Annotated in this window: 20 protein-coding genes; 14 read left to right on the forward strand and 6 right to left on the reverse strand. The window is 64.6% G+C overall.

Going from position 1 to position 23,185, the window contains the following annotated elements; genetic code table 11:
- Window positions 1-93: 93 nt before the first annotated feature.
- Together RQX22_RS08825 and RQX22_RS08830 are read left to right on the forward strand one after the other, a co-directional pair.
- The gene (locus RQX22_RS08825) at window positions 94-1,143 is read left to right on the forward strand and encodes a Ppx/GppA phosphatase family protein (RefSeq protein WP_315725649.1); all 1,050 of its coding nucleotides are present in this window, start codon (window positions 94-96) and stop codon (window positions 1,141-1,143) included.
- Window positions 1,140-1,817: an RlmE family RNA methyltransferase gene (locus RQX22_RS08830; RefSeq protein WP_315725651.1), complete on the forward strand. Its 678-nt coding sequence runs from the start codon at window positions 1,140-1,142 to the stop codon at window positions 1,815-1,817. Before RQX22_RS08825 ends, RQX22_RS08830 begins: the two co-directional genes overlap by 4 nt.
- Before the next feature lie 33 nt (window positions 1,818-1,850).
- On the opposite strand, the gene RQX22_RS08835 is transcribed toward RQX22_RS08830, so the two are convergent.
- The 3 genes from RQX22_RS08835 to RQX22_RS08845 form a co-directional block, all read right to left on the reverse strand.
- A complete protein-coding gene (locus RQX22_RS08835; RefSeq protein WP_315725653.1) occupies window positions 1,851-2,621 on the reverse strand; it encodes a DsbA family protein in 771 nt (256 codons plus the stop codon).
- Window positions 2,608-4,005, reverse strand: coding sequence for a M48 family metalloprotease (locus RQX22_RS08840; RefSeq protein ID WP_315725654.1), 1,398 nt, complete (start codon window positions 4,003-4,005; stop codon window positions 2,608-2,610). The genes RQX22_RS08835 and RQX22_RS08840 overlap by 14 nt, the downstream gene beginning before the upstream one ends.
- Before the next feature lie 64 nt (window positions 4,006-4,069).
- Complete coding sequence (locus RQX22_RS08845; protein WP_315725656.1) at window positions 4,070-6,637, reverse strand: Rne/Rng family ribonuclease; 2,568 nt, start codon at window positions 6,635-6,637, stop codon at window positions 4,070-4,072.
- A gap of 384 nt (window positions 6,638-7,021) precedes the next feature.
- On the opposite strand from RQX22_RS08845, the gene RQX22_RS08850 reads away from it, so the two are divergent.
- The 11 genes from RQX22_RS08850 to RQX22_RS08900 all read left to right on the forward strand — a co-directional run bounded on the left by RQX22_RS08850 (window position 7,022) and on the right by RQX22_RS08900 (window position 19,202).
- Window positions 7,022-7,957: an N-acetylmuramoyl-L-alanine amidase family protein gene (locus tag RQX22_RS08850; RefSeq protein ID WP_410001621.1), complete on the forward strand. Its 936-nt coding sequence runs from the start codon at window positions 7,022-7,024 to the stop codon at window positions 7,955-7,957.
- A 74-nt stretch (window positions 7,958-8,031) separates the two neighbouring features.
- A complete protein-coding gene (locus RQX22_RS08855; protein ID WP_315725657.1) occupies window positions 8,032-10,554 on the forward strand; it encodes a penicillin-binding protein 1A in 2,523 nt (840 codons plus the stop codon).
- 41 nt (window positions 10,555-10,595) lie between these two features.
- Window positions 10,596-11,723, forward strand: coding sequence for a peptide chain release factor 2 (gene prfB / locus RQX22_RS08860; RefSeq protein ID WP_315725659.1), 1,128 nt, complete (start codon window positions 10,596-10,598; stop codon window positions 11,721-11,723).
- Entirely contained in the window at window positions 11,713-12,405 is a 693-nt protein-coding gene (locus RQX22_RS08865) for a methyltransferase domain-containing protein (protein ID WP_315725661.1), read from the forward strand. Before prfB ends, RQX22_RS08865 begins: the two co-directional genes overlap by 11 nt.
- A gap of 48 nt (window positions 12,406-12,453) precedes the next feature.
- Window positions 12,454-13,248, forward strand: coding sequence for a thymidylate synthase (locus tag RQX22_RS08870; protein WP_315725663.1), 795 nt, complete (start codon window positions 12,454-12,456; stop codon window positions 13,246-13,248).
- 2 nt (window positions 13,249-13,250) lie between these two features.
- Window positions 13,251-13,736: a dihydrofolate reductase gene (locus tag RQX22_RS08875; RefSeq protein WP_315725665.1), complete on the forward strand. Its 486-nt coding sequence runs from the start codon at window positions 13,251-13,253 to the stop codon at window positions 13,734-13,736.
- A gap of 144 nt (window positions 13,737-13,880) precedes the next feature.
- On the forward strand, window positions 13,881-14,822 hold the full coding sequence (locus tag RQX22_RS08880; RefSeq protein WP_315725667.1) for a bifunctional riboflavin kinase/FAD synthetase: 942 nt from the start codon (window positions 13,881-13,883) through the stop codon (window positions 14,820-14,822).
- A gap of 172 nt (window positions 14,823-14,994) precedes the next feature.
- Entirely contained in the window at window positions 14,995-17,781 is a 2,787-nt protein-coding gene (gene ileS, locus RQX22_RS08885) for an isoleucine--tRNA ligase (RefSeq protein ID WP_315725669.1), read from the forward strand.
- Entirely contained in the window at window positions 17,774-18,322 is a 549-nt protein-coding gene (lspA, locus tag RQX22_RS08890) for a signal peptidase II (RefSeq protein ID WP_315725671.1), read from the forward strand. Before ileS ends, lspA begins: the two co-directional genes overlap by 8 nt.
- Before the next feature lie 2 nt (window positions 18,323-18,324).
- The gene (locus tag RQX22_RS08895) at window positions 18,325-18,741 is read left to right on the forward strand and encodes a DUF3035 domain-containing protein (protein ID WP_315725673.1); all 417 of its coding nucleotides are present in this window, start codon (window positions 18,325-18,327) and stop codon (window positions 18,739-18,741) included.
- A 101-nt stretch (window positions 18,742-18,842) separates the two neighbouring features.
- On the forward strand, window positions 18,843-19,202 hold the full coding sequence (locus tag RQX22_RS08900) for a hypothetical protein (protein WP_315725675.1): 360 nt from the start codon (window positions 18,843-18,845) through the stop codon (window positions 19,200-19,202).
- Between the two features lie 175 nt (window positions 19,203-19,377).
- On the opposite strand, the gene RQX22_RS08905 is transcribed toward RQX22_RS08900, so the two are convergent.
- The 3 genes from RQX22_RS08905 to sseA are packed head-to-tail and all read right to left on the reverse strand — an operon-like array spanning window position 19,378 to window position 22,675.
- Window positions 19,378-20,646 carry a mechanosensitive ion channel family protein gene (locus RQX22_RS08905; RefSeq protein WP_315726271.1) on the reverse strand — a complete coding sequence of 423 codons (1,269 nt, stop codon included), beginning with the start codon at window positions 20,644-20,646 and terminating at the stop codon, window positions 19,378-19,380.
- Between the two features lie 5 nt (window positions 20,647-20,651).
- Window positions 20,652-21,836, reverse strand: coding sequence for a cystathionine beta-lyase (metC, locus tag RQX22_RS08910; protein WP_315725677.1), 1,185 nt, complete (start codon window positions 21,834-21,836; stop codon window positions 20,652-20,654).
- Window positions 21,833-22,675: a 3-mercaptopyruvate sulfurtransferase gene (gene sseA, locus RQX22_RS08915; protein ID WP_315725680.1), complete on the reverse strand. Its 843-nt coding sequence runs from the start codon at window positions 22,673-22,675 to the stop codon at window positions 21,833-21,835. Before sseA ends, metC begins: the two co-directional genes overlap by 4 nt.
- A 55-nt stretch (window positions 22,676-22,730) precedes the next feature.
- Here sseA and queF point away from each other — a divergent pair, with 55 nt between their 5' ends.
- Window positions 22,731-23,177: a preQ(1) synthase gene (gene queF, locus RQX22_RS08920; protein WP_315725682.1), complete on the forward strand. Its 447-nt coding sequence runs from the start codon at window positions 22,731-22,733 to the stop codon at window positions 23,175-23,177.
- Window positions 23,178-23,185: the final 8 nt, after the last annotated feature.

Here is a 23,185-nt window from a genome sequence, read left to right on the forward strand (position 1 = left end):
CCGTCCCTTGCCGAAAGGGTCCTGCTGCTATAGCCTGATGACAGGTCAAAGGCGGCTCGTCCGCCCGGAATGAGAATATAAGAGTATTTGGATATGGCGCAGCAAGCCGTCACGGCTCCGCTAACGCCGGCTGATCCGGCGCAGGCGGGAAGGGGATCGATCCCGTTCCGGCGGCCGCCCTGTCGACATATTTACGGTGCGCTCGATCTCGGCACCAACAATTGCCGCCTGCTCATTGCGCGTCCCGCTGAAAACGGATTTGTCGTCATCGATGCCTTTTCCCGGGTGGTCCGGCTTGGCGAGGGCCTTGCCGCCAGCGGCAGGATCAGCGACGCCGCGATCGACCGCGCGCTGTCGGCTCTTTCCGTCTGTTCGGACAAATTGCGCCGCCGCCGCGTATCGCTGGCGCGCTCGGTCGCAACCGAAGCCTGCCGGCGTGCGGTCAATGGCCGCCATTTCATCCAGCGCGTCTATGACGAAACCGGAATCGCGCTCGAGATCATAGCGCCTGAGGAAGAGGCGCGGCTGGCGATGCTCGGCTGCCACCGCCTGCTCGAGCCCGGTGACGGGCCCGCTTTGATCTTCGACATTGGCGGCGGCTCGACCGAATTGATCCTGATCGACACGGATGGCGCGGAGCCGAGGATCAGGAGCTGGTGGAGCGCACCCTGGGGCGTCGTTTCGCTGACCGAGAGCGAAGGCCGCAACTTCGCCGATGCGGGCGAGAGGCTCGCCTCCTATGGTCGCATGCGAGAGCGCGTCCGCCATGCCTTCAGCCGGTTCGCCGAGCTGCTGCCCGCCGACAAGAATAATATAAGGCTGATGGGCACCAGCGGAACCGTCACCACGCTCGCCAGCGTCCACCTCGCCTTGCCGAGCTACGACCGGAAGGCCGTGGACGGCCTGATGGTGCCGGCCGAATCGATGCGGGCCGTCAGCCAGATGTTGTCCGGAATGAGCATGGAGGAGCGATCGCGCTTGCCGTGCATCGGCGGCGAGCGGGCCGATCTGGTCGTCGCCGGTTGCGCCATATTGGAAGCGATCATGGACATCTGGCCCGCGAACATTCTGGGGGTCGCCGATCGTGGCATTCGCGAGGGCATATTGCGATCGCTGATGGCCCGCGACGGTCATCGCCTGTGAGCCGCGATCCGGGCGGCAGGAGCGGCGGTTTCAAGACGAGGGTCAAGACCGCCAAGGGCCGCAAGATCGGATCGACGCGCTGGCTCGAACGCCAGCTCAACGATCCTTATGTGAAGCGCGCGAAGGCCGAAGGCTATCGCTCGCGCGCCGCCTATAAATTGCTGGAGCTCGACGAACGGTTCGGCTTTCTCAAAGGCGTGGAACGGGTGGTCGATCTCGGCGTCGCCCCCGGCGGATGGACCCAGGTCGTCCGGCAAAAGGTGCCGCGCGCCACGGTGGTCGGGATCGACCTGCTGCCGACCGATCCGATCGATGGCGCGACCCTGCTGCAGATGGACTTCATGGCCGACGAGGCGCCGGACCGGCTGCGGGAGGCCCTGGACGGCCCGGCCGATCTGATCCTGTCGGACATGGCGGCGAACACGGTCGGCCATCCGCAGACCGACCATCTGCGCACCATGGGCCTGGTCGAAGCGGCGCTCCTGTTCGCCACAGAGGTTTTGAAACCGGGCGGCGCCTTCGTCGCCAAGGTCCTTGCGGGCGGCGCCGATGCCAACCTTGTCGCGGAGCTCAAGCGACGCTTCGGCACGGTCAAACATGCCAAGCCCCCCGCCAGTCGGAAGGGCTCGTCGGAATGGTATGTGGTGGCGCAGGGATTCAAGGGAAGCGCCTGATCAGGCGCTATTTAAATGTTGAGGGGCCGGCCGTCACGCCTTCTCCCGCGCCCTGGCGATCGCCGCCTTCAGCGCTTCATAGCCGATAGCGCCCTGCAGCAGCTGATCGCCGATGACGAAGGTGGGGGTGCCGGATGCATTCAACGATGTCGCCAGCTTGTGATTGCGCTCCAGCTCCTCGCGCGCCTGCAGCGATCCGCGCATGGCGGCGACTTGCTCGGGCGTGATCCCGGCCGCTTGCTGGGCGGCGACTATGGCCTGCGGTGTCGGCCGTCCCGAGGCGAATAGCCGGTCGTGAAACTCCTGGAATCTGTCCGCCCGGGCGGCCGCCAGACTGGCTTCGGCCGCGGCCAGACTGTTCGGACCCAGGACCGGCCATTCCCGCCACACGACCTTGAGCTTCGGATCTTCGCGAAGCAGCCGCTCGACGTCCGCATTGCTCTTCCGGCAGAAGCCGCAGGCATAATCGAAGAATTCGACAAGCACGACGTCGCCCTGTTGCGCGCCCGCCCAGGCGCCTGCGAACGGCGTTTCGAATGCGGCGCGATTGGCCTCGATCGTTTCTGCGGTGCTGCGCTGCTGAAGCCGTTCCATGGCTTCGGGAAGGATTTCCGGATTGGCGAGGATATAGTCGCGGACGACCCCCTCCATTTCGGCTCGGCTGCCCCCGGCGCCTTCCTTCCGGTCCGCCCACAAGGCGACCGCCGAGCCGCCAATGACGATCCCGATCAATCCGGCCAGCATGCTTCCCCTGGCGGACATTCCCCCGGCCGGATCGGCCGCCCCAAGCTTATTTGACGCCATCGCCCTTCTTGCCCTCCCGGGAAATCGCCGTGCGGGAGACCATCGCGATATCCTGCGCCCGGATCCAGTCGGGGGTGCCGCGCGCGATATTCTGCATGGCATGCTCGGCATTGGCGAGCGCGAGCCTTGGCACACCTTCCAGATTGTAGCGCTCGGCGGTGGCGAGCGCAGCGCGGCCGCGATCGCCTTCCCGATCATAGACGATGCCCAGCTGATACCAGGCGAAGGGATTGCTGTTGTCGCGTCCGATGGCGGAGCGGAGCACCTTTTTCGCTTCCGGGAAATTGTCCGGTTTCTCGGTCGCGATCAATGCGTGGCCGAAGAGGGCCGAGATGAGCGGCTGGTCGGGCGCGCGGCTGACCGCGTCGCGAAGCGAGGCGAGCGCTTCTTCCGGATGCCCCGATTCGAGCAGGACCTGACCCTTCAGCTCCAGGAAATAGGGGTCATTCGGCCTGTCACGCAGCAAGCTGTCCACCTCCGCCATGGAACGGTCCGGATAGGCGCTCTTGTGCCAGGCATAAGCACGGGCGTAGCGGGCGGGAACGCTCTTGTCCGTTTCCGGGTAGCGGATCAGGGTGGTGCGCGGATCCTCGACGAATCCGGCAAGCTTCGCCTTCACCCGTTGGAACCTGTCCTCCAGTGCCGGATCGGTCTTGGTGTTCCAGGCGGCGTCGTTCTTATAGGCATTTTCCAGGATCTGGATGCGCTCGCCGCTCAGCGGATGAGTCCGGCCGTAACTGTCCTCCTGGGGGATGGCGAGCCGGAACTCCTGGTTCTGCAGCCTCTTGAAGAAAGCGATCGATCCCCGGCCGCTGATGCCGGCCTTGTGGAGATAGCTTGCTCCGGCCTGGTCGGCGCTGGATTCCTGGACTCGCGAGAAAGCGAGGAACTTGCCGAGCGCGGCCTGCTGGCCCGCCGCCAATATGCCTGCGCCCGCCTCGCCGGCCCCGGCTGCCATGGCGGCCGCGCCGAGCAGAAGCGAAAGCAGCATGATGCCGGTCGCCATCTTCATGCCTTCGCCGAAGCGAACGACATGGCCGCCGGCGATGTGGCCAAGCTCGTGGGCGATGACGCCCTGGACCTCGTTGGCATTGTCGGCAGCGGCGATCAGTCCCGAATGGACATAAACGACCTGGCCACCGGCGACGAAAGCGTTGATCGACTTGTCGTGGATGAGGACGATTTCCACGTCCTTGGGACGCAGGCCCGCAGCTTCGACGAGCGGCGCCGACATGTCATGGAACAGGGACTCGGTCTCGGCGTCGCGCAGGATCGATTGTGCCAGCGCCGGCCGCGACATCATGGCGAAGCTCAAGGAGAGCAGCATGAGCAGCCGGACGATGAAGCTGCCCCAGGCGCGGCGTGGTCGGATCGCTTCGGCCATGGCGGCGTCTCTTAATAGACCGTCCTGAACCGGAGATGAGCGTTCCACGCCGCCGCCGAAACGATCAGGCGCCGAAGGTGCGCTGCCACCAGCCGCGCCGGCCGCCGGCGCCTTCGTCGGCGCCGTCGTCCTGCGTGTCGACCATCGGCTCCTGGCGCTCCAGCACAGGCGCTTCCGGCGCGTCGGCGGGCAGAGCGGCCCGGCTGCCGCGGCGTGGCTTCCTTGCCGGGACGGCCTTCGCCTTCGCCTCCTCATCGTTGGCAGCCTCGGGCGCAGGCGCCTCCTCCGCGGGTTCCGCCGCCGTCGGCTGAGGCGGCTCTTCCGTTTTTTTGCGGCGCCCGCGGCGAGGTTTGGGGGCCTCCGCCTCGACTTCTTTCTCCTCGGCGGGAGCGGCCACGGCCGCTTCGGCCGCTGCCTCCTCGGCGGGCGCGGCTACCGCAGGCTGATCCTCGGCCTCGGTCTTCCGGCGTGCGCGCGGACGACGACGCCCCTTGGGCTTTTCCTCTTCGGCGCCGGCATCTTCGGCGGGCACGGGCTCGGCTGGCGCCGGCTCGGCGGGTGCCGGTTCTGCAGACGGCTCGGATTCGCCGGGCCGCGCCTCGCTTTGCTCGACACGATCGCCCTCCTCATAGGGCCGCTCGTCGCCACGATCCTGGCCTTCCTCCCCAGGCCGGCGGCGACCGCCACGACGGCCGCGGCGACGACGGCGCTTGCGACCGCGATCGCCTTCTCCCTCGTCGGACCGCTCGTGATCCCGATCGCGCGGACGATCCGGTCGGCGCTCCTCGCCGGCTTCCGCCGTATCGTCTTCGGCCTCTTCCTCTTCCTCCTCGTCGAGAAGATCTTCCTCCTCATCCACGGCAGGCGCGGCGACGGTCTGGGCGCGCGGCCGTTCGACGGGCGGCGGCCCGAGCGATTCGACACTCATTTTGGCGCCTTCGAGGCTTTCGTCGATCAACACCTCGACGACCACACCATAACGCGATTCGACCTCGGCGATTTCCGAACGCTTGCGGTTCAGGACATAGATCGCCGCCTCACGCCCGGCACGGAGCAGGATGCGGCTGCCGCGGCCGCGCGCGGCCTCGTCCTCCAGCATGCGCAGTGCCGACAGGCCGGCCGAAGAGGCAGTGCGCATCAGGCCGGTGCCCTCGCAATGCGGGCAAGGCTTGGTCGAAGCCTCGAGCACGCCGGTGCGCAGCCGCTGCCGGCTCATCTCCATCAGCCCGAAGGAGGAGATGCGGCCGACCTGGATGCGCGCGCGATCGTTCTTGAGCGCCTCCTTCATCGTCTTCTCGACCTTGCGGATGTGGCCGTTCGATTCCATGTCGATAAAGTCGATCACGACCAGGCCCGCCATGTCGCGCAGGCGCAGCTGCCGGGCGATCTCGTGCGCCGCTTCGATGTTCGTCGCGTAGGCGGTCTGCTCGATATTGTGTTCGCGGGTCGACCGGCCGGAATTGATGTCGATCGATACCAGGGCCTCGGTCGGGTTGATGACCAGATAGCCTCCGGACTTCAGCTGCACGATCGGCTGATACATGCCGGCCAGCTGGTCTTCGACGCCATTGCGCTGGAACAGCGGCACGGCGCCCGCATAGGTCTTCACGCGCCGGACATGGCTCGGCATCAGCAATTTCATGAAGGCGCGGGCGGCGCGATAGCCTTCGTCCCCTTCCACGATCACTTCGTCGATGTCGCGGTTGTAAATGTCTCGGATGGCGCGCTTGATGAGGTCGCTGTCGCCATAAATCAGCGCGGGCGCCGAGCTTTGCAGCGTCTTTTCACGGATCTCGTCCCACAACCGGGCGAGATAATCGAAATCGCGCTTGATCTCGGTCTTAGTGCGCGACAGGCCGGCAGTGCGGACGATGCAGCCCATCGTCGTCGGCAGGTTCAACTCCGCCATGATCTGCTTCAGCCGCTTGCGGTCGGCGCCGTTCGAGATCTTCCGGCTGATGCCGCCGCCATGCGACGTGTTGGGCATCAGCACGCAATAACGCCCGGCCAGGCTCAGATAGGTGGTGAGCGCCGCGCCCTTATTGCCGCGCTCCTCCTTGACCACCTGGACGAGCAGTACCTGGCGCCGCCGGATGACATCCTGGATCTTGTAGCGGCGGCGCAGGTTCTGACGCTTCCGCCTCAGCTCGTCGGCGGCATTCTCCTCAGGTGCGCTTTCCGCGGAATCGGCGAGCGGCGGCGCGGCGCCGTCATCGTCATGATCCGCATCGTCGGAATCCTGATCCTCTTCGAAATCCTCCGATCGGTGGTCGCGTTCGTCCTCGTCGCCATGTTCCTCATAGCGGCTGTCTTCGGCGGCACGGAGCTTTTCTTCCTCCGCGGCATGCTCCGCCTCCTCGCGCAGCAAGGCCTCGCGATCCTCCTTGGGGATCTGGTAATAATCGGGGTGAATTTCCGAAAAGGCCAGGAAGCCATGCCGGTTGCCGCCATAATCGACGAACGCCGCCTGCAGCGACGGTTCGACCCTGGTGACCTTGGCTAAATAGATATTCCCCTTGAGCTGCTTGTGCTCGGCGGATTCGAAATCAAACTCCTCGATCCGGTTTCCCTTGACCACGGCCACCCTGGTTTCTTCCTGGTGGCGCGCGTCGATTAGCATGCGCATTGTCATTAAGTTCACTCCACACGCGCGCCGCGGCCTCGCTGGCGAGGCGGTGCGCGCGCTCGAATATGGACGAAGGCGGGGCCGCGCGGGCGTGCGCCTTCAAGGTCCGGGTTGAAGATAGAATCCGTGCTTCTGCTGCGCCCGGCAGGCCGGCGTTCATCGCCGGCCGCAAGCTCCCCACCGCAACCGCCCTGTCAAAGAGGGGGCGTAGCCAGTGCGGGAAAATATGCCTCATGCAGCGTCAACCTAGATGGCCGGTCAGAAAGCCGGCGCAAGATGCTCGGCGCTTGTCGGGAAGAATGTCTTCAAACAGCATGCCGAGCATTGGTGCTAGCACCAGTAAGACGCAGCAGCAACCGCTAGCTTTCCGACCTGACGGCCTCGCGCGGCATGAACAGGCCTGCGCGGTATCGGAATGCCCATTCCAACTATTTGCTGGACCCGGACGGCGTGGTCGCGGCAGATAGGCACATGGACTTCCTGTGGGCATTGCTGGCGTCCCTGTTCGGCCTGTCGCCGCCCGATACGCCGCCTCCGGCCGACAATGGCAGCATCACCATCTCCCTCGACCAGCCCGAGACGCCAGGGCCCAATTCCCCCCGCATCATGGGCGGACGCGGCGCGAACCGGCCACTTGTCGTCCTCGACGCCGGCCATGGCGGCAAGGATCCCGGCGCGCGCTCCCCCTTCAGCGGGCGCCCCGAAAAGGATGTCACCCTCGCCATCGCGCGGGCGATCCGGGACGAACTGGTCGCGTCCGGACGGGTGCGGGTCGCCCTGACGCGCGACGACGACCGCTTCCTCGTGCTTCGCGACCGCTACGGCATCGCCCGCCAGCTGGGCGCCGATTTATTCATATCGGTCCATGCCGACGCCGCTCCCCATAATGACGGCGCCCGCGGCGCGACCATCTACACATTGTCCGAAGTCGCATCCGACCGGGAAGCCGCCTTGCTCGCCGTCCAGGAAAATGCTTCGGACAAGATCGGCGGTGCTGCGCTCAGCGAGGATGCCGGCGTCAACAGGATCCTCATCGACCTCGCCCAGCGCGAAAGCATGAACATTTCCGCTGATTTCGCCAGCCTGCTCCGCCGCGAGGCTTCGGCCTTCTTCCCGTTCCGGCCCGAATATCACCGTTTCGCCTCGCTGATCGTGCTGAAGGCCCCCGACGTGCCGTCGATCCTGTTCGAAACGGGCTATCTGACCAATGCCGTCGATGCCGCCTATATCCAGTCGGACGAGGGCCGGAAGCAGATCGCGCTTGGCATGCGCCGCGCGATCGAGGCTCATTTCGCGCGGCGGCTGATCAACGTCGCCCGGCGGTAGATCGCCGAAGCACGAGAGAAGCCGAAGACTCCCGCTTCACCCCTACCCGATCATCCGCTAAAGCCTCGCCGTAAATGACCGCGAACACCAGCAGCAGCAACCGCTTCGTCCTCCGCCGCGACGCCGGCCGCTTTCGGGAAGACGTACGGCGCGCCTGGCAGAAACGCTGGGTAAAGATCCTCGCTTTACTCGCCGCATTGCCGATCCTCGGCATCTTCTTTCTCTGGCTCATCTTCGCCCAGGCCCTTCCATCCGCCGAATCCCTGCTGACCTATCAGCCGCCTTTGCCGACCAACGTGCGCGGCGCGGACGGGGAGCCGGTACAGACTTTCGCCCGCGAGCGGCGGGTCGAGCTGAAGTTCGACGAATATCCACCCCAGCTTATCAACGCTTTCCTGGCAGCAGAGGACCGCACCTTCTTCCGCCACGGCGGTATCGATTATCCCGGTGTGATCGGTGCGGTTGGCGACTATATCTCGAAGATGGGGTCGGGCGAACGTGCCCGCGGCGGATCCACCATCACCCAGCAGGTCGCCAAGAATCTCCTGCTCGGCGACGAATATTCGGTTACCCGTAAGATCAAGGAAGCCTTCCTCGCCCGCCGCATCGAAAGCGTGCTGACCAAGGAACAGATCCTGGAACTCTATCTCAACCAGATTTTCCTGGGCCGAAACGCATATGGCGTGCAGGCGGCTGCGCGTGCCTATTTCGACAAGGACGTCCAGGATCTGGAACTCCCCGAAATGGCCTATCTCGCCGTGCTCCCCAAGGCGCCGAGCAACTACAGCCCCGAACGCTATCCCGAACGGGCGTTGGAGCGGCGCAACTGGGTGCTGTCGGAAATGGAGCGGAACGGCTTCATCACGCCCGCGCAGCGCGCCGCAGCAACAGCCGCGCCGCTCGGCACCGGCCGCGGCGCCAGCAACAGCGTCCGCAACTTCGGCGGCTATTTCATCGAGGAGGTGCGCAGGACATTGATCGACCGCTACGGCCAGCAAACCGAAAAGGGGCCGAACGGCGTCTATACGGGCGGTCTGTGGGTGCGCACCTCGCTGGACGTGGCCAAGCAGAGGGCGGCCGAAAATGCGCTGCGCGACGGCCTGACCCGCTATGATCGCGGCAAGGGCTGGCGCGATCCCGGCCTCTCGGTCAAGCTTTCCGGAGACTGGCGCAGCGAGCTGGCGCGGGCGCCATTCGGCACCGGCTATCCCGATTGGCGCGCGGCCGCGATCCTTTCCAAATCGGCGACGAGCGCGACGATCGGCTTTGCCGACGGCAGCACGGCGATCCTTCCCAGTTCTGCGGCGTCGATGCCCAAGCGCGGCACGTCCACGCCCGCCTTCAACACTTTTCGACCCGGCATGATCATCGTCGTCAAGCGGGAAGGAAATGGCTATGTCCTTCGTTCCATCCCCGAAGTTTCGGGAGGCATGGTCGTCGAGGAGGTCGCGACCGGCCGCATCCTTGCCATGCAGGGCGGGTTCGATTCGCGCGGCGACGATTTCAACCGCGCCACCCAGGCGCTTCGGCAGCCCGGATCGACCTTCAAGCCCGTCGTCTATTCGGCCGCGATGGACAATGGCCTGACGCCCGCCTCGATCATCGTCGACGGGCCGTTCTGCGTCTGGCAGGGCGCGGGCCTCGGCAACAAATGCTTCCGTAACTTTTCCGGCGGCAATGCCGGACCGCAGACGATGCGCTGGGGCGTGGAGCAGTCCCGCAACCTGATGACCGTGCGCACCGCCAATCAGATCGGCATGCAGAATGTCACGAAACTGGCGAAGACCTTGGGCGTTGGCGAATATCCCAATTATCTGGCGATCGCTTTGGGTGCCGGCGACACGACGGTGATGAAGATAACCAACGCCTTCGCCATCCTGGCCAACAATGGCAAGGAAGTGAAGCCGACGCTGATCGACTATGTCCAGGACCGGTCCGGGAAGGTCATCTACCGGGCCGATACCCGCCCGTGCGAAGGCTGCAACGCACCCGATTGGAACGGCAAGCCGATGCCGCGGCCGCCGTTGCGGACCAAGCAGTTGATGGACCCGATGACGGCCTATCAGATGGTCCATATACTGGAAGGCGTGGTCCAGCGCGGCACCGCGACGACACTGCGCGAGCTCAATCGGCCCCTGTTCGGCAAGACCGGCACGACCAGCGGCCCGACCAATGTCTGGTTCATCGGCGGTTCGCCCGATATCGTCGCCGGCATCTATATGGGCTTCGATCAGCCTCGGCCGATGGGCGGCTATGCCCAGGGGGGAACCCTGGCCGCGCCGGTCTTCAAGCAATTCGCACTGACCGCGTTCAAGGACATGCCGGTCGTTCCGTTCCGCGCGCCCGAAGGAATCAGGATGGTCCGGATCGACCGGCGTTCAGGCCGCAAGGTCTTCGGCGAATGGCCCGGCACCGATCCCAAGGCGGCCGTGATCTGGGAAGCGTTCAAACCGGAAAGCGAGCCCCGCCGCTCGATCCGGCGCGAGGAAATGGCCGAGAATGCGGCCGCGGCGAAGGCGGCGCGTTCCGCGACGCGGACCCGTGCCGAGCGGCGCCGTGACAGCGACTTCTTGCAAAATCAGGGCGGTATTTACTAGGACCCTGGCGGTCCCCCAACCAACGCTTTCGAGGAATTTCCATGCGCGCCGAGGCGCAAGCCCATGTCGACCAGATCCGGTCGGCGCTCGACCTACTGAGACGGTTCCTCGATTGGGATCGCGCCTTGCGGCGCCTGGACGAGCTCAATGCCCGCGTCGAGGACCAGTCGCTGTGGGACGATCCCAAGGCGGCGCAGGAGGTGATGCGCGAGCGCCGCCGGCTCGACGAGGCGATCGGCGCCACGCGCAAGATCCAGCAGGAACTCGACGATACGATCGAGCTGATGGAGATGGCCGAAGCGGAAGATGATGAGGGCCTGGTCGACGATGCCGTGACCTCCCTGGCCGCCCTCGCCGAGCGCGCCGAGCGCGACAAGGTGACGGCCCTGCTGGCCGGCGAAGCCGATGCCAACGACACTTATGTCGAGGTCAATGCCGGCGCCGGCGGCACCGAAAGCCAGGACTGGGCCGAAATGCTCCAGCGCATGTATTCGCGCTGGGCCGAACGCCATGGCATGAAGGTCGAGCTGGTCGACTATCATGCCGGCGAACAGGCGGGGATCAAATCGGCGACCTTGCTGCTCAAGGGCGAGAATGCCTATGGCTATGCCAAGACAGAAAGCGGCGTCCATCGCCTGGTCCGGATCAGTCCCTATGACAGTTCGGCGCGGCGCCATACCAGTTTCGCGTCGGTCTGGGTCTATCCGGTGATCGACGACGATATCGACATCGAGGTCAATGAAGGCGAGCTGCGCATCGACACTTATCGCGCGTCGGGCGCCGGCGGGCAGCATATCAACACCACCGACAGCGCCGTCAGGATAACCCACCTGCCGACCGGGATCGTCGTCGCCTGCCAGAACCAGAGATCCCAGCACAAGAACAAGGCGGAGGCCATGAAGATGCTGAAGGCGCGGCTTTACGAGGCCGAGCTGCAGCGCCGCGAAGCCGCGGCCGACGCCGAACATGCCGCCAAGACCGACATCGGCTGGGGCCATCAGATCCGGTCCTATGTCCTCCAGCCCTATCAGCTGGTGAAGGACCTCAGGACCGGCGTGACCTCGACTTCGCCGTCCGACGTGCTCGACGGCGATCTCGACCGTTTCATGGCGGCCGCCTTGTCGCAGAAGGTGACCGGCGAGACCGTCGAAGTCGAAGATGTCGATTAGGACCGGCCTGTTCCTCCTGACGTGCTCGCTCCTTGCCGCGTGCAAGGAGGAACCGAAAAAATCGCCTTTCCCCGATCCCCACCGCCCGGTCGCACCGATCGTCTCGTCACGATATTCCAACGAGGATGCGCGCGACGGGGTCGGCGAGGCCGAGACCGTGATGGAACTGGCCGATGTCCAGCCCGGAATGTCGGTTGCCGATATCGGTGCGGGCGAAGGCTATTATACGGTCCGGCTGGCACCCCTCGTGGGCAAGAAGGGCCGCGTCCTCGCCCAGGACATCATGCCGGGCACACGCGACAGCCTGGCCGAGCGCGTCCAGCGCGAGCGGCTGGACAATGTCGCGGTCAAGCTCGGCCAGCCCAACGATCCGCTCCTGCCCGACAGGTCGTTCGACCGCATCTTCATGATCCACATGTATCATGAGATCCAGCGGCCGAGCGAATTCCTGTGGCATATAAGGGACGACCTGAAAAGGCGCGGCCGGGTGGTCGTGGTCGACGCCGATCGTCCCACGGCGCGCCACGGAACGCCGCCCCGGCTCCTGATCTGCGAATTCGCTTCCGTCGGCTACGAGCTCACCCGCTTCGAAAGACTGGCCGATTCGGAATCCTATTTCGCCCAATTCGAGCCGAACAGCCCGAGGCCGGAACCCGATCAGATCCGCGTCTGTCAAATATAGCCTTTCGCGAGGCTTGTGCTTCGAAGGCGCGGGTGCATAAGCAGAGCCATGCAGGCCTATCACCAGCTACTGTCCCGCATCCTCGACGAAGGCGTTCCGCAGGAGGACCGGACCGGCACCGGCACCTTGTCGGTATTCGGCCACCAGATGCGCTTCGACCTGTCCCAGGGGTTTCCGCTGCTGACGACGAAGAAGCTGCATCTGCGATCGATCATCATCGAACTGCTGTGGTTCCTGCGCGGCGAGACCAACATCGCCTGGCTGAAGGAAAACAGGGTCAGCATCTGGGACGAATGGGCCGACGAAAATGGCGATCTGGGCCCAGTCTACGGCAAGCAATGGCGGGACTGGGAAGGGGCCGACGGCCGCCATATCGACCAGATTGCCCTGCTGATCGACCAGATCAACACCAATCCCGCGTCGCGCCGCCAGATCGTCTCCGCCTGGAACCCGACCGAGATCGACCGGATGAAGCTGGCGCCCTGCCACTGCCTGTTCCAGACCCAGGTCGCGGCGGGCAAGCTGAACCTCCAGCTCTATCAGCGCAGTGCCGACGTCTTCCTGGGCGTGCCTTTCAACATCGCCTCCTATGCGCTTCTGACCCATATGCTCGCCCAACAATGCGGCCTTCAGCCCGGCGCCTTCATCTGGACCGGCGGCGACTGCCACCTTTATTCCAACCATCTCGACCAGGCCCGCCTGCAGCTGAGCCGCGACCCGCGGCCGCTGCCGCGCCTGAACATCAAGCGGCGTCCGCCGGCGATCGACCGCTACGATTATGAGGATTTCGAGATCGTCGATTACGATCCCCATCCGCATATCGGCGCGCCGGTGGCTGTGTGACGATGGAAATCGTCTTCGTCGTCGCCCGCGCCGAAAATGGCGCGATCGGGAAGGATGGGGGCATGCCATGGCATATCCCTGACGACCTGAAGCATTTCAAGGCGACAACGATGGGCGCGCCGATGATCATGGGGCGAAAGACGTTCGAAAGCTTTCCCAGAGTCTTGCCGGGACGTCGCCATATCGTTCTGACGCGGGATCGGGGCTGGACGCGGCCTGGGGCGGAAGTCGTCCATTCCGTCGACGACGCGCTCCGCGCCGCAGCCGGCATGCGCGTCTCGATCGTCGGCGGCGCCGAAATCTATGACCTGTTCATGCCTCATGCCACCGTGATCGAGCTCACCGAAGTCCATTCCGCCCCGGATGGCGACACCTTCATGCCGGCGCCCGATCCGACGCATTGGCAGGAGGTCAGTCGGGAGGCGCATGCCGCCGAGGACGAAAGACCAGCCTTTGACTGGGTGAGACTGGAGCGGCGCCAGCCGTAGATCCTCCACACAGAGAGGATTGAGACACCTCCTCCCCCGGGCGTTTGAAGAGCCTGATTCAGGTCATCGGTGGAAGCGCCAAGCGCTTCCACCTCCAACGACCAGGCTCTAGGCACGTACCCAAGCCCTCCCTATAGACATCGCATGGAGCGGCTGGACGGCGGCTCGGCGGTTCCGGAGCGTCTTCGCGGGGGTATCGTCGCGCTCGGCAATTTCGATGGTTTTCACAAGGGGCACCAGGCGGTCGTCGGGCGCGCCTTGACCCGTGCGAGGGCCGAAGGCCGGCCCCTGCTCGTCGCGACGTTCGATCCGCATCCCGTGCGCTTCTTCAAGCCCGAAGCGCCACCGTTCCGGCTGACGACCCTCGACCAGCGCCAGCGGCTGTTCGAAGCCGCGAGCGCCGAGGCGATGCTGGTGTTCCAGTTCGACGCCAGCCTGGCCGGCGTCACCGCGCCCGATTTCGTCAGCGATCATCTCGTGTCGCGGATCGGGGCCGCGGGCGTCGTCACCGGCGAGGATTTCACCTTCGGCAAGGCGCGCGGCGGCAATCTGGAACTGCTGATGATCCTCGGCCGCGGACATCGCATGTCGGTCGACGCCGTGGCGCCGGTGATGGAGGATGGCGAACCGATATCGTCGAGCCGCATCCGCGAGGCGCTTCAGAACGGGGATTGCGAAACCGCCACCCGTCTGCTGACCCGACCATTCGCGATCGAAGGCCAGGTCGAACATGGCGACAAGCGCGGCCGCACGATCGGCTTTCCGACCGCGAACCTGAATCTCGGCAAATATCTTCGCCCGCGCTTCGGCATCTACGCGGTGCGCGGACGCCTGGCCGACGGACGCATCCTCGACGGCGCCGCCAATCTCGGCATACGTCCCACATTCGAACCACCCAAGGAACTGCTCGAACCCTATTTCTTCGATTTCGACGGGGACCTTTATGGCCAGAAGATCGAGGTCGAGCTCATCTCCTTCATCCGTCCCGAAGAGAGGTTCGAGAGCCTCGATGCGCTGACAGTTCAGATGGCGGCCGATTGCGACGAAGCACGCCGGCGGCTTGCCGCCGCATCCGCTTCCGCCTGACGGTCCTCCGCAACGACCGGGACGGGCCCAAGGGTGATGGTGGGCAGGTGCTACTTCATCCTGACCGACGCACGGCGCGGTTGCCAAATGAACCCCGCCGCCTCGCATTCGCCTGCAGGAGGGCGATGACGACCGTTGCGGAAAGCGAGTTTGGACCCTAAGCCCCGGCCCCATGTCCGAAAACTTGCCCGAAAAACCCGATTATCGCGATACGGTGTTCCTGCCCAAGACGGACTTTCCGATGAAGGCCGGGCTTGCCGCCAAGGAACCGCAGATCCTCGCCCGCTGGGCCGAGCAGGATCTGTACGGCAAGTTGCGCGAAAGCCGCGCCGGGCGCACCCGCTTCCTGCTTCACGACGGCCCGCCATACGCCAATGGCGACATCCATATGGGCCATGCGATGAACAAGATCCTGAAGGACATCGTCGTGCGTTCGCAATCCCTGCTCGGCAAGGACGCACCCTATGTCCCGGGCTGGGATTGCCACGGCCTGCCGATCGAATGGAAGGTCGAGGAGGAATATCGCAAGAAGAAGCTCGACAAGGACGAGGTGCCGCGCGCCCAGTTCCGGGCCGAATGCCGGGCCTATGCCGAAAAGTGGGTGGCGGTTCAGTCGGAGCAGTTCCAGCGCCTCGGCGTGATGGGCGAGTGGGACGATCCCTATCTGACCATGAAATATGAGGCCGAGGCGAAGATCGTCGAGGAGCTGCTCAAATTCGCCGAAAGCGGCCAGCTTTATCGTGGCGCCAAGCCGGTCATGTGGAGCCCGGTGGAAAAGACCGCGCTGGCGGAGGCCGAGGTCGAATATGAGGATATCACCTCGACCCAAATCGATGTCGCATTCGAGATCGTCGAAAGCCCGATCCCGGAACTGGTCGGCGCCTATGTCGCGATCTGGACGACCACGCCTTGGACCATCCCGGTCAACCAGGCCATCGCTTATGGCGAGGAGATCGAATATCGGCTCGTCGCACTGGACGACAGGCGCTACCTCGTCGCCAGCGATCTGGAGGAAGCCTTCCTGAACAGGGTCGGCCGACGAGCATCGGGAAGCTCGGCCGGCAGCTTCGCCGGCAAGACGCTGGCCGGCACGATCGCCCGGCATCCGATGCACCATCTTGGCGGCTTCTTCGCCAGGCCGCGTCCTTTCCTGGCTGGCGACTTCGTCACCACCGACGCCGGCACGGGCGTCGTCCACATGGCGCCGGATCATGGCGAGGACGATTTCCTGCTCTGCAAGGCGCACGGCATCGACACCGTCTTCGCGGTCGAGGGCGACGGCAAATATCGCGCCGACTGGCTCTGGCTCGGCGGTCAGGGCTCGGTGATCAATCCGAAGTTCAACGCGCCGGACGGCCCGATCTGCGCCGATCTGGCCGATACTGGAGCCCTGCTCGCGGCCAGCGCCGATTTCCAGCATAGCTATCCGCACAGCTGGCGCTCCAAGGCGAAGGTGATCTTCCGGGCGACGCCGCAATGGTTCATCCCGATGGACAAGCCGGTCGAATTGCTGGGCGGCACGCTGCGGGCGACGGCGATGAAGGCGATCGACGAAACGCGCTGGGTTCCGGCGCGCTCGAAGAACCGCATCGGCGCGATGGTCGAAGGCCGACCCGACTGGGTGATCAGCCGACAGCGCGCCTGGGGCGTGCCGATCGCGCTCTATGTCCACCGCAAGAGCGGCGACTATCTTCGCGATCCCGCCGTCAATGCGCGCATCATCCACGCCTTTCACGAAGGCGGCGCGGATGCCTGGTTCGCCGCCGACCATCAGGCGCTGTTGGGCAACGGCTATGACGTCGAGGATTATGAGCCGATCACCGACATTCTCGATGTGTGGTTCGATTCGGGATCGACGCATTCCTATGTGGTCGAGGCGCGCTACGGCCAGGATGTCCGCGCCGACGTCTATTGCGAAGGTTCCGACCAGCATCGTGGCTGGTTCCAGTCCTCCTTGCTGGAAAGCTCCGGCACACGTGGTCAGGCGCCTTATACAGGGGTCCTGACCCACGGCTTCGCGCTGGACCAAAATGGCCGCAAGATGTCGAAAAGCACCGGCAATGTGGTCGATCCGCTTGCCATCATCCGCGACGCAGGCGCCGACATCCTCCGGCTCTGGGTGGCTTCGACCGATTATTTCGAAGATGTCCGCATCGGCAAGGAAGTGCTCGCCACGACCACCGACGCCTATCGCAAGCTTCGCAACAGCTTCCGCTATCTGCTCGGCGCGCTGGCCGGCTTCACCGAGGAAGAACGGGTCGCGCCGGCCGATATGCCGGAGCTGGAACGCTGGGTATTGCACCGGCTCGCCGAGATAGATGCGGAGCTGCGCACGGCGACCGACGGCTATGAATTCAATCGCTATTCGCGGCTGCTGGGCGCCTTCGCCAATGACGACCTATCCGCCTTCTTCTTCGATATCCGCAAGGACAGCCTCTATTGCGATGCACCGGACTCGCTGAAGCGGCGTGCCTATCGGACCGTCCTCGACGACGTCTTCCAGGCGCTGGTGCGCTGGGCGAGCCCGATTCTCTGCTTCACCGCAGAAGAAGTCTGGCAGACGCGCTATCCCGACGCCGGCTCCATCCATCTCGAGACCTGGCCGGAGATCGACCCGGCCTGGCGCGACGACGCGCTGGCGGGCAAGTGGGCGGCCATCCGCCACTGGCGTGAAAGCGTCACCGAATGTATCGAGCCGCTGCGTCGGGACAAGAAGATCGGATCCAGCCTGCAGGCGAGAATCCGTTTCCCTCAGCTCCATATGCAGATGACCGCCGCCAGTCCCGAGGATCTGGCCGAAACCTTCATCGTGTCCGAGGTCTCGGTCGACGACGCGCTCGACAATATCACGGTCGAGATCAGCGATCATGAAAAATGCGGCCGCTGCTGGCGCTATCTCCCTGAAGTCACCGAAGACGGCGCGCTGTGCGCCCGCTGCGATGAGGTTGTGAATGGCTGAAACAGTGAAAAGAGCGGCCCGAGCGCCCCACCCCTCGACAGAGCCGGGGAATCACCGCGCGTTCGGCTTCAGCATTGCCGCATTCATCTTCATCCTCGACCAGGCCACCAAATGGGTGGTCACGAACATCTTCCAGCTTCGCCAGCGCGGCACGATCGAGCTGCTTCCGATCTTCGATCTCAAATGGGTCGAGAATCGCGGTGTCTCCATGGGGTTTCTGACCGCTGGCTCCGAACTGGAACGCTGGCTCCTCGTTGCGCTGACGATTGGCCTGTCGGTCCTCGTCACCGTCTGGCTATGGCGGGAAAATCGCCGGGACGACGTCCTGGCTTTGTCGCTGGTGCTCGGCGGCGCACTCGGCAATATCCTCGATCGCGTGCGCTTCGGCTATGTGGTCGACTTCGCCGACCTCCACTTCGGCGACATCCATCCGTTTTTAGTCTTCAATGTCAGCGACGCTGCCATTACCATCGGCATTCTGCTATTGCTGGTCCGCGCGCTGCTGACGCGCGACGGAAAAGCTCCTCGGGAGGAAGTGTGACAATGCGTATCGTGAAAATCGCCCTTGCCGCATCGGCCACGACCCTGATCCTGGCCGGCTGCAGTTCGGGCGGCATTGCGAACCGTGACCGCCCTGACGAATTCGCCGTCAGCCGCTCCCGGCCTCTGGTCATTCCGCCCGATTTCGCTCTGGCGCCGCCGCGTCCCGGCGAAGCCGTGCCGCAAGGGGCCGACGCCCGCACCCAGGCCTTGGAGGCATTGTTCGGCGGACCTGCGCCGCGCAGCGACTCCGAACGGCAGATGCTGAACGAGGCTGGCCGCGGCAGCGCCGCACTGGGCGCCCGCTCCGTGGCCGGCGATCCGAATACTGTCGTCGTCGACAAGGGCGCCACGACCCAGACGATCCTTGCTGCTCCGGCTGGCGCAGGCCGCGACGCCACGGTGGCGACCCCGCAATAGGAAGACAGAGACGGTCCGGGCTTGTCCGGCGTCGCGACCAGGCGAAAAGGCACTCGCCGCATTAGGTCTTCATTAGCGCTCCCATCCTAGAGTCGCGGGCGATGTCCTATCAATCGGCCCCGTCCTCCGCACCCGACCATGGCGATCCCGGCGAGCAGGTGGCGCAGTTGCGCCATGTCCTCACCCTCGTCGAGGAGATTGCGGGCAGGACGGTCAACGCACCAAAGGATGCTGATCTGGACGAAGCCGCCCGGATCAGCGCGCTTTACGCATCCGCATTGCCGATCGTTCAGCGCCGCTTCGACGCGTTCGCGGCGGAGACGGCCATCTGGGCCTCTGCCGGCGTCAAGGCGCTGCTGGCGCTCCAGGATCGCAATCGCGCGCCGGAGCCCGCCGCCGCCCGGCTCGCCGATGCCCTTGCAAAGGCGCTGAAGCGGCTGGTCACGATCATTCGGGCTTAAGTCATTTCAAGGCAGACGGAATCATCTGACGGCTCGAAATAGCCGAAAGCAAAGTCAGATTCGCTTTCAGTTCATATAATCCCCAGGCGGCAGGTCGGATCACAGGGAATTCGGGGAGCAAGCACGGAGACAGGCAGGTGCGGTGTCCCTTTCGCTCAACGCGGCGGGGAGGGGCTCAACCTTCGGCCTCGGGCGGTCCTGGCCAGGATCGGACATGGATATCGCGCTGAGGATAGGGAATTTCGATCCCATTCTCCTTGAACAGCCGCCAGAGATGGTTGAGGATTTCCGAGCGCACGCCACCCACGCCGGCCTGCGGATCGGCAATCCAGACCAATATCTCATGGTCGACCGAGCTCTCCCCGAACCCGGTCAGCCAAAGGCTCGGCTTGGGTGTATCGAGCACCCGCGCCGGCGCCACGGCAGCCTCGATCATCAATTTCTGCGCCAATGCGAGATCGCAATCATAAGCGACTCCCACCGGGATGTGCACCCGCACGTTCGGGCTGGAATAGGACCAGTTCTCGACTTCCTGCGTCATCAGATTTTCGTTCGGGATCAGATGCTCCTTGCCGTCGCGGGTGACGATCGAGACGGCGCGGACGCCGATCTTGCCCACATGACCGAAGCTGTCGCCGACGACGATGACGTCGCCCGGTTTGATCGACCGGTCCATCAGCAGGATGATGCCGGCAATCAGATTGCCGAACGTCTTCTGCAAGCCGAAGCCGATGGCGAGTCCGAACGCGCCCGAAAAGACGGCGAGCGCGGTGAGATCGATGCCCACCAGATCGATGCCGATGAAGAACGCGGCGATGAGAAGGGCGACGCCGACAAGTTTCTGCGCAAGCAGCTTCTGGGTCGCGTCGAGGCCGCTCGAATGCTTGATGGAATGACCGGCAATCCGGTTGACCAGCTTTACCAGGGCATAGAGCGCGACAAGCGTCAGGACGATCTGGAGCACGGACAATAAGGAAAAGCGATGGTCGCCGGCAGTGAAGCCGACGCGATCCAGGGTCTGGGTGATCGGCTCCAGACCGCCGACGACACGCGTCAGCAGGGCAACGAAGGCTGTGCCGGCGAGCAGGGCAGCGGCCCAACGCGGCAGTTGCAGCCCGCGGGCGAGACCGGAAATAAGGAGAGCCGCGGAGGCCGCAAGTGCCGTGCCAAGCACGATCGCCGAAAGCGGCCGCCATGAATCGGCGTTCACGATCACGGCGAGGATGAGCGACACGCTGAGATAGCGGGCCAGATCGCCCATCCTGGGCGCCAGCCCTTCGCCGCGCGCACCCGCGCGCTGCGCCCAGAGTTCGGCGAGCCACGGTGCGGCCTTGCGGGCGATCAGATGGGAAATGCCCCAGGCGAGCAGGACGATGACGAAGGCGATGCCGGCCGACACCCAGTCGGCATAAGTCGGCCAGGTGACCCCCAGCCCCTCGAACATTTCTCTCACCCGCTCGCGCCGTAGCGGCCGAGGCCGGCCGCCAGATCCTCGATCAGATCGTCGACATCCTCGAGGCCGATATGGAGCCGGACCATCGGACCCTCGGCGGTCCAGGCGGTCGCGCTACGAATGGGCGCCGGATCGGCGGGCAAGGCGAGGCTTTCATAGCCGCCCCAGCTATAACCGATACCGAAATGGTCGAGATTGTCGATCAGCCTCGACCGCGCGGCGTCATCGCCGCCTTTCAGGATGAAGGAGAAGAGGCCGGAAGAGCCCGAAAAGTCCCGCGACCAATATTCATGGCCAGGGCAATCGGGAAAAGCCGGATGAAGGACGCGTGCGACCTGCGGCTGGTCCCGCAGCCAGCGCGCGACCGTGAGCGCGCTTTCCTCGTGTCGCCTCAGCCTGACGCCCATGGTCCTGAGACCGCGCGCCGCCAGAAAGGCGTCGTCGGGGCTCGCCTGCTGGCCGAAGGAACGCGTGGTACGCTGAAGCCTGGTCCAATATTCCGGCGCCGCGGTCACGGAGCCGAGCATGACGTCCGAATGACCGACCACATATTTAGTGCAGGCCAGCATCGAGAGATCGACGCCCGCCGCGATCGCCTGAAAGAAGAAGGGTGTCGCCCAGGTATTGTCGAGAAGCGTCGCGACCCCCCTCTCCTTGGCGACCGCGCATATGCCGGGAACGTCCTGCACCTCGAAGCTCAGCGATCCAGGGCTTTCCATGAAGATGGCGCGGGTCTTCTCGCCGATCAGCGCCTCGATGCCGCGCCCGATCAAGGGATCATAATATCGGGTCGATATGTTCATCCGCGCCAGGACGTCGTCGCAAAAGGCCCGGGTGGGTGAATAGGTCGTGTCCACCATCAGCAATTCGTCGCCCGGCCTGAGTAAAGTCATCAGCGCGATCGAGATCGCGGCAACGCCGGAAGGATAGAGACGGGTACCTGCCGACCCCGGCTCCAGCTGGGTCAGCGCGTCGGCCAGCGCCCAGATCGTTGGGCTGCCGTTGCGGCCATATTGGAGCCGTCCCTGCTGGGGCGGATTGGAGGCGTGCAATTCCTCGACGGTGTCGAACAGGATCGTCGATGCCCGCCACACCGGCGGATTGACGATGGCCCCGGTCCATTCCTTGCGCCGGCCGCCTTCAACCAGGATTGTGTCGATGCGGCCCTTCTTTCCGCTCATGCGGGCCCCAGCGCCTTGGGCGTCGACGCATCGGCACCCCATTCCGACCAGCTGCCATCATAGATTCGCACATCCTCCTTGCCCAGCAGGTGGGCGCCGAACAGCAGGACGGCCGCCGTCACGCCGGAACCGCACGTCGTGATCATGGGCTTGCCAAGGTCGACCCCGGCCGCTTCGAAGACGGCCCGCAATTCGTCGCCCCGTTTCCAGCTATGATCCGGGTTGAAAAGGCTGCCCTGCGGCACATTGCGCGATCCCGGAATATGGCCCGGCGCGACGCCCGGACGCGGCTCTGCTTCTTCCCCCGCAAATCGTCCGGGGCCGCGCGCGTCTACGATCTCATGGTCGTCGGAATGGACGATGCCGGCGACGAAATCCTTGTCGACTGCGGCATTTCCGTCGAGGAAAGCCGTGAAATGCCCGTGCCGGACCTGCGGCTTCCCGCTTTCCAGCGGGCGCCCTTCCGCCTTCCATTTCTGGAGGCCGCCGTCGAGGATGGCGACATAATGGGCGCCGAATATCTTCAGCATCCACCACAAACGGGCCGCGCTGTGGAGAGGGCTGTTGTCATAGATCACGAAGCGACTGCCGTCGCGGAGCCCGAGCGACTGCATGCGGCTTGCGAATTTATGTTCGGGCGGCAGCATGTGCGGCGCCGGATTCGCGCTGTCGGACACGTCGTCGATGTCGAGGAAGACCGCGCCCGGTATATGCTCCGACTCGAATTCGGCGCGTGCGTCGCGATTGTCCGACGGCAGGAACAGGGTCGCGTCGATCACCTTCAGGTCCGGTGCGCCGAGCTCCGATTCAAGCCATTGGGTAGAAACCAGTGAATCCATTTCATGCCTCTCTATTGTCCTAGAGCTTTAGAGCCCGACCGATTAGATATCCGCCATGGACCTTACTCATCTCGGCCGTTCCAGCGCCCTTCCCACTTCGCCGGAAGAGGCGAAGCTCGACTATGTTCCGAACCCGCGTCCCGGCAAGCCCTATCTGGTGCGCTTCACGGCTCCCGAATTCACCTCGCTCTGTCCGGTGACCGGCCAACCCGATTTCGCGCATATCGTCATCGACTATGCGCCCGCCGAGTCAATCGTGGAATCCAAATCGCTGAAGCTGTTCCTGGCGTCCTACCGCAACCATGCCGCCTTCCACGAGGATTGCACCGTCGGGATCGCCGAGCGGCTGCACCGGGAGATGGAGCCCCATTGGTTGCGCATCGGAGGCTATTGGTATCCGAGGGGCGGCATCCCGATCGATATTTTCTGGCAAAGCGGCGAACCGCCTGCCGGTCTTTGGGTACCGTCCCAGGACGTCCCTTCCTATCGCGGCCGCGGCTAGGCGCCCGG

Origin of the sequence: Sphingosinicella rhizophila, assembly GCF_032378825.1 — a bacterium.
GTDB lineage: Bacteria > Pseudomonadota > Alphaproteobacteria > Sphingomonadales > Sphingomonadaceae > Allosphingosinicella > Allosphingosinicella rhizophila.